10 protein-coding genes are annotated in these 14978 nt (G+C 45.0%); 5 read left to right on the top strand and 5 right to left on the bottom strand.

Annotated features, from left to right (window positions below; translation table 11 throughout):
- Nucleotides 1-251: 251 nt before the first annotated feature.
- The 4 genes from BF9343_RS02395 to BF9343_RS02380 all read right to left on the bottom strand — a co-directional run bounded on the left by BF9343_RS02395 (nucleotide 252) and on the right by BF9343_RS02380 (nucleotide 8093).
- Nucleotides 252-3305: a glycoside hydrolase family 3 N-terminal domain-containing protein gene (locus BF9343_RS02395; RefSeq protein WP_041926297.1), complete on the bottom strand. Its 3054-nt coding sequence runs from the start codon at nucleotides 3303-3305 to the stop codon at nucleotides 252-254.
- A gap of 29 nt (nucleotides 3306-3334) precedes the next feature.
- The gene (locus BF9343_RS02390; protein WP_010992078.1) at nucleotides 3335-6325 is read right to left on the bottom strand and encodes a glycoside hydrolase family 3 N-terminal domain-containing protein; all 2991 of its coding nucleotides are present in this window, start codon (nucleotides 6323-6325) and stop codon (nucleotides 3335-3337) included.
- Between the two features lie 67 nt (nucleotides 6326-6392).
- A complete protein-coding gene (locus BF9343_RS02385) occupies nucleotides 6393-7265 on the bottom strand; it encodes a bifunctional metallophosphatase/5'-nucleotidase (protein ID WP_005801566.1) in 873 nt (290 codons plus the stop codon).
- A 39-nt stretch (nucleotides 7266-7304) separates the two neighbouring features.
- Nucleotides 7305-8093 (bottom strand): 5'-nucleotidase C-terminal domain-containing protein, encoded by a 789-nt coding sequence (locus BF9343_RS02380; protein ID WP_005784454.1) that lies wholly within the window; start codon nucleotides 8091-8093, stop codon nucleotides 7305-7307.
- A 156-nt stretch (nucleotides 8094-8249) separates the two neighbouring features.
- Here BF9343_RS02380 and rplS point away from each other — a divergent pair, with 156 nt between their 5' ends.
- A complete protein-coding gene (gene rplS, locus BF9343_RS02375) occupies nucleotides 8250-8603 on the top strand; it encodes a 50S ribosomal protein L19 (RefSeq protein WP_005778830.1) in 354 nt (117 codons plus the stop codon).
- Nucleotides 8604-9357: 754 nt separating this feature from the next.
- Here rplS and BF9343_RS02370 read toward each other — a convergent pair.
- The gene (locus BF9343_RS02370; protein WP_005784451.1) at nucleotides 9358-10338 is read right to left on the bottom strand and encodes an ROK family protein; all 981 of its coding nucleotides are present in this window, start codon (nucleotides 10336-10338) and stop codon (nucleotides 9358-9360) included.
- Between the two features lie 178 nt (nucleotides 10339-10516).
- Between BF9343_RS02370 and BF9343_RS02365 the strand changes: the two genes are divergently transcribed.
- From BF9343_RS02365 to BF9343_RS02350, 4 genes are all read left to right on the top strand, one after another.
- Nucleotides 10517-11233: an ABC transporter ATP-binding protein gene (locus BF9343_RS02365; protein ID WP_010992077.1), complete on the top strand. Its 717-nt coding sequence runs from the start codon at nucleotides 10517-10519 to the stop codon at nucleotides 11231-11233.
- Between the two features lie 14 nt (nucleotides 11234-11247).
- Nucleotides 11248-12507, top strand: coding sequence for an ABC transporter permease (locus BF9343_RS02360; RefSeq protein ID WP_005784445.1), 1260 nt, complete (start codon nucleotides 11248-11250; stop codon nucleotides 12505-12507).
- Nucleotides 12508-12509: 2 nt separating this feature from the next.
- On the top strand, nucleotides 12510-13754 hold the full coding sequence (locus tag BF9343_RS02355) for an ABC transporter permease (protein WP_005784442.1): 1245 nt from the start codon (nucleotides 12510-12512) through the stop codon (nucleotides 13752-13754).
- 108 nt (nucleotides 13755-13862) lie between these two features.
- Nucleotides 13863-14963: an efflux RND transporter periplasmic adaptor subunit gene (locus tag BF9343_RS02350; protein WP_010992075.1), complete on the top strand. Its 1101-nt coding sequence runs from the start codon at nucleotides 13863-13865 to the stop codon at nucleotides 14961-14963.
- The last annotated feature ends 15 nt before the right edge of the window (nucleotides 14964-14978 follow it).

The raw sequence follows: 14978 nt of genomic DNA, 5'->3' as shown, positions 1-14978 counted from the left end.
ACTTAGAGTAGGGCACTCATTTTACTATTAATTTTAATACTTTTCTCCATCCCTGACTATTCTCAAACTTATTTCTTTACATTTAGAAAGTGAAACCCATATTTATAACCTGAATATCCCGGTGGATCAATAGTACTAAATAGAAATATCAGCATATCAAACATCATGAACCATAGGACGTTATACACAAATTCCTGACGGAGCAACGCTCTATCAGGAATTGATGTATAATAGACCTATATATGTAATGATTACTTTTCTTTCATCGCTTCGTAAATCGTTTCTTGAATTTTTTCCCTAATCTCAAGTTTAGATAATTTGTTCACCCAAGCATCGGGATAGGTACGATTACTAAGAAATACATAAATCAAGCCATTGTCGGGATCTACCCAGGCACAAGTTCCTGTAAATCCGGTATGCCCATAAACAGTAACCGGAACAGAAGCAGCGCACGGACTTTTACTTTCATTCACCACATCCGGCTTATCAAAACCTAAACCGCGACGGCTGATTTTAGACTTTTCGGTAGTGAATAGAGCACAAGTTTCCTTGCTGAGATAACGTCTTCCATCCAACTCACCTCCATTGAGCAACATCTGATAAATACGTCCGACTTCACGAGCATTAGAGAAAAGCCCCGCATTACCCGAAATTCCCCCCTGGAAAGCAGCCGACTCATCATGGACAAATCCCTGCAAAGTAGTCTTACGCAGGAAACGGTCTACTGCAGAAGGTACTACCTCTTTTTTATCGAAGTAACGCAACGGCAGATAGGCAGTATGTTCCAATCCCATCGGCTGATAGAACTCTTGCCATAAATATTCATCCATCGGTTTTCCACTAAGCTCTTCTGCAAGCATCTGCAACAAGATAAACCCGACATCACTATAACGATAACTCTTGTCTTTTAACGGTGCTTCGGCTATTTTCTTCCGTATCTCTTCACGGAACGACCGGTTCAACCATAAACTGTCACAAACCTGAAGAGTATAATCACCGTTCTTCTCTTTAGACGCCATCCCCTTATTAAACCGGAATCTTGGATTTCCCCAGGTACGGACACCCAACCGTACCGTATGTAAGGCATCTTTCGACTGCTTGAACAGCGAACCTTTATAGCTTTTCCCGTCAATGGCCTCCTGATAGAAAAGCAGACCGGAAGGTAAGCCAGACTGATGCATGAGCAATTCACGAATGGTCAGGTTCTCTTTATTCGTCTTGCGCAGGAAAGGCAGATAATCTGAAACTTTATCGGTCAGATTGAAACGACCTTTATCATAAAGCTTCATTATGGCCAACAACGTTCCTGTTGTTTTAGACAGAGAAGCCAAATCATAAATATCCGTCGGCTTCACTTTCTCGCTATTTGTATCTGTATGGTATCCGAAGCACCGGTCATACAAAGCTTTGCCATCCTTCATCACCAGAACCTGACAACCGGGATAAGCTCCCTCCTTGATTCCCTCCAAAGCAATCGTGTCGATACGGCGGAGCACTTCCGATTTCATTCCATATTCTTCGGGTACAAAGTGGAAAGGAGTATGCGGAGTAATCGTAACACCCGAACCGGTAGGAAACAATCCGCCAATACTGGCCGACAGTCTTCCATCTGCCGTTGCTTTACCGAAAAGTAAATCAGCCACACGTTCCTGAACGTCGTCACGAGAGGCATGAGCCAATACCACAGCCTCAGCAGCCGATACAGCCCGCTGTATCTGTAACATCGACTTAGCCGGCGTATAGAATACATATATTACAGGAGATTCCGGAGCAAACTTGGCGAAAAACGACTGATAGGGAGCAAGGCGCTGCTCTGTCACAGTAACGATAACACGCCGGTAGGCAGCAAGAGAGTCACGCAACTTTTGTTGCTCGGCTTCCGGCAGATCTTTACGCAATTGAAAACGGGCAAATGAAGTATACTTTTTCATTTTGCGGTCAAAAGGCTCAATCTCTTCCGGTTTGCCTACATTCAGTATGGCCGCCTCTTTCAGATCGGGATGCAAAGGCAATACATCATTTTTATTATTCAGCACAGTAATTGCAGCCAGATTCAGCCTGCTAATCAAATCACGTGTCTGAGGTGTATTAATACGGGTTCCCAATCCCGATAGTTTCACAAACGGTTTACGTTCCAGCCCCAAAATATATTTGTAAGTGAGTACTTTCCGACATTTTGCATTAATTTCTTCTTCCGGAAGTTCTCCTTTTTCCACCGCTTCCAATACAGCGTCCATTTCTTCTTTCAGCCTGCGGGGAGCCAGCACCAGATCATTCCCGGCTTGCAAAGCTTGCAAACATACGCTCTTATTGCCGGCAACTCCCTTCATAGCAAGGGCATCGGTAAAGATAAGTCCCTTAAATGCCAATTCCTCGGTCAGAAGTCCATAAACCACATTACGGGATAAGGATGAAGGCAAATCACCTATAGGCTCGATGACAGGTACCTGCAAGTGTCCTACCATCATACCACTGACCCCGGCACGAATAGCTTCTTTAAAAGGATACAGTTCAACACTGTCCAAGCGCTCGCGCGTAAATGGTAACACAGGCAGTGCCTTATGAGAATCCACGTCCGTATCACCATGTCCCGGAAAATGCTTGCAGACAGAAAGGACTTTACCACTCTCCAGCCCCGAAGCGTAAGCAATCACCTTATCGGCCACTTTCACCGGATCTTCACCAAACGAACGGGTATTGATGACCGGATTGTCCGGATTGATATTCACATCTGCCACCGGAGCAAAATTGACTTGCACTCCCATCTCACGACACTGTCGGGCCATCTCCCGCCCATATTCATAAATCAAACGGTTGTCCTGGATACATCCTAATACCATGTTTCTCGGAAAGACAGGAGTACCACGCAAACGCATGGAAAGCCCCCATTCACCATCAAAGGTAATCAGCAGCGGACAGCGGGCCATCCGTTGCGCTTCGTTGGTCAATGTAGCCTGATTCTGTATCTTTCCGCCGGAAAAAAGTAATCCACCGACTTTATAAGTATGAACCGCATCACGCAACAACTGCATATTACGCTTGGTCTGCACGGGCGCAATGGTGTAAATAAACAATTGCCCCACCTTCTCTCTCAGATTCATCCGATTGTAGACAGAATCTACCCAGTGACGGCACTTTTCATCCTGGGAAGCCTGATAAAGCAACAAAGGTTCTATAGGAGCAGACATACCGGGAGGAGTATGAAAAACCTCACGGACAGGGGCATCCATAGAAGCAGGAACTTTCGCTCCTACTCCCAAAAGCGCTGATACAACTAAACCAGCCAATAAATATCTTCTTTTCATTTTATATTGTAAAAAGCCATTCACTTCCACTATTCCGGTGTATATAACGACTGATAAATCACTTCCTGGATTGCTTGTCGTATCTTCATGCTGTTCAGCTTTCCATTCCAGGCATCGGGACAAAGACGATTACTCAGGAAGATATAGACCAGGTCGTTCTCCGGATCAACCCAAGCACAAGTACCCGTAAAGCCGGTATGCCCATAAACAGAAGCCGGAGCCGAAGATGCACAGGCATTTGCTTTCGGATCCTTCAGATTAGGTTTGTCATACCCCAGTCCACGATGACTGACAGCTGATTTCTCCGTAGTAAATATACGGCAGGTTTCCGGCCGAAGATAGCGTTTTCCATCCAGTTCACCCTCATTCAGAATCATCTGATAGATTTTTCCCAACTCTTGGGCCGTTGAAAACAATCCGGCATTGCCACTTACGCCTCCCATAAAGGCGGCAGCTTCATCATACACATATCCGCAAAGATCCTGCCGACGTAAGTAATCATTGGCAGCAGTCGGCATAATATCCGCTTTCTTATAACGGTTTAAAGGTTGGAACAATGTATGTTCCAATCCCATAGGCCGATAAAACTCTGAAACTAAATAAGCATCGAGTGTCTTGCCGGTAACGGCTTCCACCACCTGTTGCAACAGGATAAATCCGATATCACTATATACAAAACGTTTACGGTCGAGTTCCGACTGCGCAATACTCTTCATCATCGCAGCTTTAAATTTCTTGTCCAGCCACAATCCATCGGCTATCTGCAACGTATGCCCGGAGGTTTTTGTTGCAGAAACCAATCCTTTCTTAAACTTGAAATCGGAACAGGCATAAGTATATTCTCCCATACGGGTATGGTGCCACTCGTCTACAAATCCTTGTGTAAAAGGGCCGGTCACCGAGTATTCATCGATTGCATCACGATAAAAACGAATATAAGGCACCAGTCCGGATTCATGTAACAACAGTTCCCTGATTGTGATATTCTTTTTGTTCGTAGCCCGCAAAGCAGGCACGTATTTAGAGACAGCATCTGTCAACTCGATCCGTCCCTGATCATAGAGTTTCATCACGGCCAGCAGTGTGGCACTGGTTTTAGTCAATGAAGCGAGATCGAAAAGGTCGGTCGCCCGTACCGGAGTAGTGTCTGTTACAGAGTGAGTGCCGAAACATTTATCATATACCGGTTGTCCATGCCGCAATACCAACACCTGGCATCCGGGAAAGGCTTTCGCCGCCAGCCCGGCAGCTACCACCGAGTCTATCCGGTGGAGTCTGTATGATTTCAAACCATAATCTTCGGGTGCTATGCCCGCTGGGCTACCGGATATCACATCTACACCGGAACCGGCTGCAAATGTATTGCCGATACGCATGGATAAACGTCCCGTTGCCGAAGCTTTGCCCAACACCACATCGGCTACATAGCGTTGCAAATCCTCCTCACCGGAATGTGCCAGGACAACAGCAGCCGAACGGGCGGCAGCCTCTTCAAACGACGCCAGTGCCCGATAGGAAGTAAAGAAAGCGTAGACCACAGGAGCTTGGGGCCTGAACCCGGCAAAAAACGAACGATACTCACCCGCTTCTTTATCCTGCACCGTTATACAGACAACCACCCTCCGATAGTTTCCCAGTTCTTTCACTATCTTCCGCCGCTCTTCTTCCCCGGTATTTTTATCCATCCGGAATGTTTTTAATGGTAATTCACTACGTAACCCCTCGATGAAAGAAGCATCGCTGCCTTCATCTCCCACTGTTAATACGGCTATCTCACCCTTTGTTGCAGTAAGAGGAAGGATCTGAAAATAATTCCCAAGTACGGTCACTGCCGACGTACGCAGCTTGGTTACCAAAGCCTGCGCTTCAGGAGTATGAATACGGTCACTCAATCCGTCTACCGGAATCATCGGTCGCCTGCTTAATCCCAAACGATATTTATACGCCAGAATTCTACGGCATTTCGCATCTATTTCTTCCATCGTGAGACGTCCGTCTTTTATGGCTTGCACCACACTCTCTTGTGCTTTTTCTACATTTTGCTGTACCAGCACCATATCATTACCGGCCTTCAGAGCCTTCACTGTTACATCCGATTCGGCAGCTACTCCTTTCATGGCGAGCGCATCGGTAAATACCAATCCATTGAATCCCAACTCTCCTCTCAATAGATCCGTCACAATGCTATGTGACAATGAAGAAGGGGTAATCCGGTCAGGTTCTAAGGCCGGCACTTGTAAGTGTCCCACCATCACACCTCCCAATCCTGCCTGAATGGCTTCTTTAAAAGGATACAGTTCCACACTGTCCAGCCGTGCACGATTATAATAAACGGCAGGCAATGCCTGGTGTGAGTCGACATCCGTGTCACCATGTCCCGGGAAATGCTTGGAGACAGACAAAATGCCACCGGTCTCCAATCCACGCCCATAAGCTATTACTTTCTCAGCCACAGTTTTCGGATTTTCACCAAACGAACGGACATGGATGACCGGATTTTCAGGATTGGTATTAACATCCGCATCCGGAGCAAAATTAACGTGCGCACCTATCTCACGAAGCTCACGCGCCACTTCCTGCCCATAAGCCTCAATCAAGGTATTGTCGCTGATACAGCCCAATGCTGCATTACGTGGAAACACCGGTGTATTTTCCAATCGCATGGCGAGTCCCCACTCACCATCAAAGGTAATCATTAATGGAATTTTCGACTGGCGTTGCGCATAGTTGGTCAGGTTTGCCTGATCTTCTACTGTTCCCTCAGAGTACAGAAAGGCCCCGACTTTGAACTTGCGGGTCAGTTTGCCCACTAACTTTTCAGTATCTTTATCTGCTCGTGGAGCCAGGGTATAAACAAATAATTGCCCGACTTTATCTTTCAGTTTCATACGGGAGAGCGTCTGCTCTACCCATTCTTTGCAATGTGTATCTTCCTGTACAGGCAGAAGTCCTGCAGCTTGTTGTGCCCACAAAGTGCCTGCACTCAGCAGAAACACAACTGTTAGTAGTTGTTTTAGCATAGTTTGTCTGGGAGGTATTTCATAGACGGTATTTCAGGAATCCGCCACAGATTTTTACAACGTCCTCTTATTTCTTTTTTTCAAGTGTTAAGTCCATCTGCCCTACATAGATACCACTCTTACCGGTATGCATCAGCGACACATTCTTGCCATCCATATTGAGGAGAGTCTTGGGACCTTTCATGAATGTATGCGAATGGCCTCCGAGAACAACATCGATATTACGTGTTTTAGGGATCAACTGATTCTCGTCATACTGCACACCCAGATGAGAAAGACAAACCACTACGTCACATCCCTCTTTTTCTTTCAGGACAGCAGCCACTTCGTTCGCTACAGTTACCGGATCATTGTAAACCACTCCTACACACTTATTGGCTTGTACCATGCCTTCAAGCTGGCAACCCAATCCCAAAACTCCGATCTTGACACCGTCTCTTTCAAAGACGACATACGGTTTCACCAAGTCTTTAAGCACCGTAGCACTTACATCATAATTAGCGCAAACCACCGGAAAATCAGCCATCCGGAATAAACGGGCCATATTATCCAGATCAAAATCAAATTCGTGATTACCGATAGTCATGGCATCATACTTCATTTCGTTCATCATCTTCACTTCGACTTCACCCTGGAACATATTATAATAAGGTGTCCCCTGCGAAATATCTCCGCAATCGAACAATAACATATCGGGATGCTCTTTGCGGAACTCCTTCACAAATGTGGCACGACGTACGAATCCGCCTTTATCATAATTCCGGTCACCTTCCTGATTGATAGGTTCCAGGCGGCTATGCACATCACTGGTCTGCAGAAGAATCAGCTTTTTATCCTGCTGCCCAAATGCAGAAAAAGAAATAAAGAGAATAAAAAAGAAAGTTAGAAGTGTCTTTTCCTTGGAAAAGAACGTATGTTTTTTATTGATTGGGAATATCATAATTTACTGGATTTTATCGTTTTATAATCTATAACGTTTTTATTTCACAGTGATTCTGCCATCCAGTGCCGAAGTGATCTTCTTTCCGGCAGCAGTCTGCTGTCTCACGTAATCAAGAAAAAGCCCGCGTAACGTGGCTCCCTCGGGACACACACGATCATCAGCCTGCAAGAAAGCCTCCATACTTCCATTACCGTCAGCCAGATAATCGATTGTCGCCACGGTATACAGCTTATTGTCATCGATCGGCTGGCCGCCCACCGTAGCATTCAGTAATTTTCCATCCTTGGTAATTTCCATTCGGATACCGCTCACCCCTTCTCCTTTCAACGATGCAATGCTTGTGAGCAATGCTTTCAGGTGTGTTCCTTTCATCTTCATTACACAAAGCGAATTTTCGAATGGCAATATCTCATATACCGTTCCCACCGTAATATCTCCGGCAGGCAAAATATTACGCAATCCTCCCATATTCACCAGTCCCATGTCTGCCGGCTTGTCCTGCACCTTGGTTGCAGCCTGACGCAATACTTCCGCTACAAGATTGGAAAGCAAGCTCTCGGGATGTCCTTTGTCCATCTTCTGCTCGCTGCTACCAATCACCTCATACATCATGTTGTCTATTTTTTCTTTATAAGGCTTTAATATTGCCACGGCATCTGCATCGGGATGGGTGTCCCATTTGGCGTCAATGTCAATCATCCTTCCCTCTACTTTGGCAATCTGGTAATCGGTTTTTGCCATCTCATGCGTCGACTGACAAGAACTAAATGTCAGCAACCCCGCCAGAATGAATCCTGAAATAATCTTTGCGTAATTTTGTTTCATATCCTTAAGTACTTAATAATGCTACAAATATACAAAAACATTTGGCTATCCGGCAAATAATTCGTTACTTTGCACCGCTTTCGCGCAATCGCTGTCAGGAGAGAGTTGCCTGGTATGTTGCGTTGTAACGATAAAACAATTTAATAATAAACAACAATGGATTTAATTAAAATTGCAGAAGAAGCATTCGCTACCGGAAAACAGCACCCGAGCTTCAAAGCAGGAGACACTGTAACAGTAGCATATCGTATTATCGAAGGTAACAAAGAGCGTGTACAGTTGTACCGCGGTGTTGTTATCAAAATTGCAGGTCACGGAGAAAAGAAACGTTTTACTGTACGTAAAATGTCAGGAACTGTAGGCGTAGAAAGAATTTTCCCGATCGAATCACCGGCTATCGACAGCATTGAAGTGAACAAGGTTGGTAAAGTACGTCGCGCTAAACTGTACTACCTGCGTGCTCTTACCGGCAAAAAAGCTAGAATCAAAGAAAAAAGAGTTAACGGCTAATCAGCCCTGCTCTCCGATTCGAGATAAAAAAGAGGGAATCTTCCGGCAAGATTTCCTCTTTTTTATTCGTAACACAAGACAAGTATCACTCCTACCTTTTCCGACAAAAAGACGCTAAATCTTATAAAATAGAATCATTATACTCTCCTTTCAAACAATTTGCTAACCACCCCTTTCTCAAACAAAGAGCTTCTGTGGATCTTTTTGCATAAAAAAAGAATAAGAAAAGAGTATTCATGCAGAATTTGATCACTTTGAGACTATATATACAGAAAAAGACGAAAGAGATTATTAATTTCGTCCAAGTCTTTTGTTAATAACGTCCGAGTCTTTTATTAATAAAGTCGAAACGAATCATTAACTTCCTCCAAAGGAGGTATGAATAGTCTAAAATCAAAGCTATTTTTCACTTATTGGCTCCGGTTACAGAGAAGTATCCTAAGTAGCATTTCGAAGTTCAGTTACAAGATTCGCTATCACACGAAACAAAATAAAAGAATATTCCCTTCTTCCGGTGAGAATTAAGCTCAATAAGACATCTTTTTGAGCTGCCGGAAATCAACTGAAATTCATTTTTTCCACGGATCTCAAACCAAAGATCGGAATATGCCCTCCTTGAAGCGATAGAAAATACAAAATGACATCTTTGACAAAACGATATTGGAGTACATCCCGAAGCTCCCGCCCGTACAGACAAAAAAAGCTCCGGAATGACTTCCGGAGCTCTCGCTAAATAATCACTTTAATAGGGCGTTTAGTCTCTCAAGTCTTTCAGTTCCCAAGCCAATGCACTGGCACCCAGCACAGCAGCGTCAGAGTCCTTCAACTCAGAAACGAGCAATTTTGCTTTACCTTTGTAAATGTTCAGAAGGTTATTCTCCATGGCTTTCATAATCGGCTTCATAATGTAATCACCCGATTTTGCCAAACCACCGAACAGGATAATAGCTTCCGGACTCGAGAAAGCAATAGCGTCTGCCAATGCTTCACCCAGAATATTACCTGTAAATTCGAAAATCTCCTGAGCCAGTTTATCTCCCTGTACGGCTGCATCGTATACGTCTTTCGATACAATGCTCTCAGCCGGGATATTACGCAACAAGCTGGCATCGGTACGTGCAGCGAGGAATTCACGTGCAGTGCGTGCCACACCTGTAGCCGAGCAGTAAGTTTCCAGACAGCCCTTGCGTCCGCAACCACAGATACGTCCGTCACGACGAACAATCACGTGACCGAGTTCGCCTGCAAAACCGTCATGACCGTAAACCACCTGTCCGTTGATAACGATACCACTACCGACACCTGTTCCCAGAGTAATCATGATAAAATCTTTCATACCGCGGGCGGCTCCGTAAGTCATTTCGCCCACTGCGGCAGCATTAGCATCGTTTGTCAAGGCAGTCGGTATACCCAAGCGTTCTTCGAACATAGAAGCCAACGGCAATACACCTTTCCAAGGCAAGTTAGGAGCAAATTCAATGGTTCCGGTATAATAGTTCCCATTAGGAGCGCCAATGCCGATACCCTTTATTTTATCCACCCCGCCATTTGCGATAATCAACGGCAGAAGATTTTTGCATACTTCATCTGCATATTCTTCTACTGTAGGATATACTTGAGTTTTCACTGCACCGCTTGCTATAATAGTTCCGCGCGCGTCAACAATTCCAAAGACAGTGTTTGTTCCGCCAATGTCAATACCCACCACATAGGGCTTCTCCATGCTTGAATTCATGATACTCTTATTTAAAGGGTTAGTTAATATTAAATGTTTATTGCACACAAATTACGTAAAGAAGATTGAGTCTACAAAATCTTTTTTTAAAAAAGTTCACTTCGTTTGCAACTTTTCGTATCAGCCGTACGTCTAATAGAACAAATCATAAGAAATTTGAAACTAAATAGATGAAACTGTGATACACTTAAAAGACATTAACAAAACCTACAACAACGGAGCCCCACTCCATGTACTCAAAGGCATCAATCTCGACATCGAGCGGGGTGAATTCGTTTCCATCATGGGAGCATCAGGTTCCGGCAAGTCTACTTTACTCAATATACTAGGTATATTGGATAATTACGATGACGGAGAGTATTACCTCAACAACGTGCTGATTAAGGACCTGAGCGAAACTAAATCCGCGGAATACCGCAACCGGATGATCGGTTTCATCTTCCAGTCATTCAACCTGATTTCATTTAAAAATGCAGTGGAAAACGTCGCACTACCTCTATTTTACCAGGGAGTAAGCCGGAAAAAACGTAATGCCCTGGCCATGGAGTACCTCGACAAGCTGGGACTCAAGGATTGGGCACATCACATGCCCAATGAAATGAGTGGAGGTCAGAAACAACGTGTAGCCATTGCCCGTGCCTTGATTACACAGCCTCAGATTATTCTGGCCGACGAACCTACCGGTGCATTGGACAGTAAGACGTCCGTAGAGGTGATGCAAATACTGAAAGACCTGCACAAGACCGGAATGACCATTGTCGTAGTCACCCACGAAAGTGGAGTTGCCAATCAGACAGATAAAATTATCCACATCAAGGATGGTATAATCGAACGGATTGAAGAGAACCTGAATCATGATGCCTCACCATTCGGCAAGGATGGATACATGAAATAAAAACAGATATAAATATGATTGACATTTGGCAAGAAATATACGGTACCATCAAGCGGAACAAACTCCGTACGTTACTGACCGGATTCGCCGTAGCATGGGGCATCTTCATGCTGATAGTGCTGTTGGGAGCCGGAAACGGACTGATCCATGCTTTTGAAAAGTCATCATCGGCACGGGCGCTGAACTCCATAAAAATATATCCGGGATGGACAGGGAAACCTTACGACGGATTAAAAGAAGGACGACGCATCCAGTTGGACAATAAGGACCTGGATGCCACCATGGAGCACTTCAGCGACAACATCATCAGTGTAGGTGCCAGCCAATGGCAAAGTAATGTAAACCTGAGTTACGGACAGGAGTACGTTAACCTTTCACTGGAAGGTGTGTATCCGAACTTTACCGAAGTGGAATCCGTAAAATCGACAGACGGACGGTTCATCAATGACATCGATCTCAAAGAACGACGGAAAGTAATTGTACTGCACACCAAAACGGCTGAAATCCTTTTCGGAAAAAGCAAAACAGAACCTATCGGAAAGTTTGTAAATGCCGGTGGAGTCTCTTATCAAGTCGTAGGCCTTTACACCGATCCGGGCGATCAGGGAAGTAGCGAGGCTTATATTCCTTTCTCCACCTTACAAGTAATCTACAACAAAGGTGATAAACTGAATAACCTGACTTTCACCACCAAAGGGCTCACCACCATTGAAACAAACGAAGCATTCGAGGCAGCCTATCGCAAAGTAATGGGCGCCAAACACCGCTTTGACCCATCGGATAACAGCGCACTGTGGATATGGAACCGTTTTACCAATTATCTACAGTCACAAAACGCTATGGGCATCTTGCGTACAGCCATCTGGGTGATCGGCATCTTCACATTGCTGAGTGGTATCGTAGGCGTATCGAACATTATGCTGATCACAGTAAAAGAGAGGACACGTGAGTTCGGTATCCGCAAAGCATTGGGTGCCAAACCATTCTCTATCCTGTGGTTGATAATCGTGGAAAGCGTGACCATCACAACACTATTCGGATACATCGGGATGGTAGCCGGAATCGCCGCTACCGAATGGATGAATAAAGTGGCCGGAGAACAAACCGTAGATGTAGGAATGTTTTCGGAAACCGTATTCCTGAATCCGACGGTGGATATCAGCATTGCCATACAAGCCACACTGACCTTGGTCGTTGCAGGAACACTGGCAGGATTCTTCCCGGCAAAGAAAGCAGTGAGTATCAGACCTATTGAAGCACTTAGAGCAGATTGATTATGAGAGTAGATATGGATACGTGCGAGGAAATCCTCGTCACGATAACAAGAAACAAAACACGAAGCCTACTGACGGCATTCGGAGTATTCTGGGGCATCTTCATGCTGGTGGCCCTGATGGGAGGCGGACAAGGAATGCAGGAGATGATGCAAGCCGAATTTGAAGGCTTCGCAACCAACTCGGGTTTCATGGCCTCACAAAAGACAGGAGAGGCTTACAAGGGATTCCGCAAAGGACGCTATTGGGATATTGAAAACGCAGATATTGAACGAATCCGCAAAAAAGTAAAAGACATCGATGTAATCACTCCATCGATAGCCCGCTGGGGATCGACAGCCATTTATGGAGAGAAAAAGTACGATTGCAGCGTGAAAGGGCTTTATCCGGACTATGCAAAGATTGAAAACCAGGATATGGCTTACGGAAGATTTATCAACGACGTAGACGTACGCGAGGGACGCAAAGTGTGCGTTATCGGCAAACGTGTTTACGAGAGCCTTTTCAACCCGGGCGAAGATCCTTGTGGTAAATATGTACGGGTAGACGGCATTTATTATCAGGTGATAGGCATGTGTGTGTCCGAAGGAAACATGAACATCCAGGGCCGGGCTTCGGAAGCCGTTGTGCTACCTTTCAGTACGATGCAGCAAGCCTACAACATGGGAAAACGTATCGACGTGATATGCTATACCGTGAAACCGGGGAAAAAGGTAAGCGACCTTGAACCGGAGATAGAAGCCATCCTTAAAGAGGCCCATTATATATCGCCGGATGACAAACAGGCAGTTATGAAACTGAATGCGGAGGCCATGTTCTCAATGATGGATAATCTGTTTACCGGTATCCATGTATTGATCTGGATGGTAGGCTTGGGCACTCTGCTGGCAGGGGCTATCGGTGTATCGAACATCATGATGGTGACCGTGAAGGAACGGACCACCGAAATAGGTATCCGGCGTGCCATCGGTGCCCGTCCGAAAGACATTTTACAACAGATTTTATCAGAAAGTATGGTATTGACTACCATTGCAGGCATGGCCGGCATCTCTTTTGGTGTACTGATCCTGCAATTAATGGAAATAGGCGTCAACTCCGGTAAGGACCATTATTCCCACTTCCAGGTGTCTTTTGGTATGGCTATCGGAACCTGCCTGTTACTGGTGACGCTGGGACTACTCGCCGGACTGGCACCCGCTTACAGGGCAATGGCTATCCGACCGATAGAAGCTATCAGGGATGAATAAAGTACGATCTTTCTCTGTCTCCCGCACAAAAAAGGACGACAAGACAGCATCGGTTAACAAAGAATACACAGTCAAGATAGAAAATAATAATTCAAAATATAAAACAAGATGAAAAAGTATCTGAAAATTACATTACTGGTAGTGGTAGTCGCCATCTTCATTGGGACATTCATTTTCCTGTACCAGAAATCAAAGCCTAAAACAACCGTATATGAAACCGTTACCCCGGAGATTGCGGATCTGGAAAAGACTACGGTTGCCACCGGCAAAGTAGAGCCGCGAGACGAAGTACTCATTAAACCGCAAATATCGGGTATCATATCCGAAGTATACAAAGAGGCCGGGCAGACCATTAAGCAAGGTGAAGTAATCGCTAAAGTAAAAGTCATCCCGGAACTGGGACAATTGAACTCAGCCGAGAGCCGTGTACGTGTGGCAGAGATCAGTACCGCGCAAGCCGAAACAGATCATGAACGTATCAAGAAGCTTTATAACGACAAGTTAATCAGCAGAGAAGATTACGAAAAAAGCGAAGTAGAAATAAAGAAAGCACGTGAAGAATTGCAAACTGCAAAAGATGCACTGGAGATTATCAAAGAAGGTATCACCAAAAACAGCGCTTCCTTCAGCAGTACGCTGATTCGTTCGACCATCGACGGATTGATTCTGGACGTACCGATCAAAGTAGGTAACTCGGTAATCATGAGTAATACGTTTAATGACGGTACGACTATTGCCACAGTAGCCAATATGAACGATCTGATCTTCAAAGGCAAGATTGACGAAACAGAAGTGGGACGTATCCATGAAGGTATGCCAGTGAAACTGACTATCGGAGCTTTGCAAAATCTTACATTCGATGCCGAACTGGAATATATTTCTCCGAAAGGTGTAGAAGAGAACGGAGCCAATCAGTTCGAAATTAAAGCGGCCGTTCATGCACCGGACTCTGTACAAATCCGTTCCGGATATTCCGCCAATGCAGAAATCGTGCTTCAACGTGCGCAAAAAGTTCTGGCAGTTCCCGAAGGCATTATCGAATTCAGTGGCGACAGTACGTTTGTATGGGTAATGACCGACAGTATACCCGAACAGAAGTTTGAACGCCGCCAGATTAAAACCGGCATGAGTGACGGTATCAAACTGGAAATCAAGGAAGGTCTGACCGGAAAGGAAAAAGTAAGAGCTTCGGAAAAGAAAGACAAATAAACCTCTCGTATAATA

It is taken from the genome of Bacteroides fragilis NCTC 9343 (genome assembly GCF_000025985.1).
GTDB lineage: Bacteria > Bacteroidota > Bacteroidia > Bacteroidales > Bacteroidaceae > Bacteroides > Bacteroides fragilis.
Note: the sequence above shows the minus strand (reverse complement) of the source record. Positions and strands in the feature narration are given on the sequence as shown.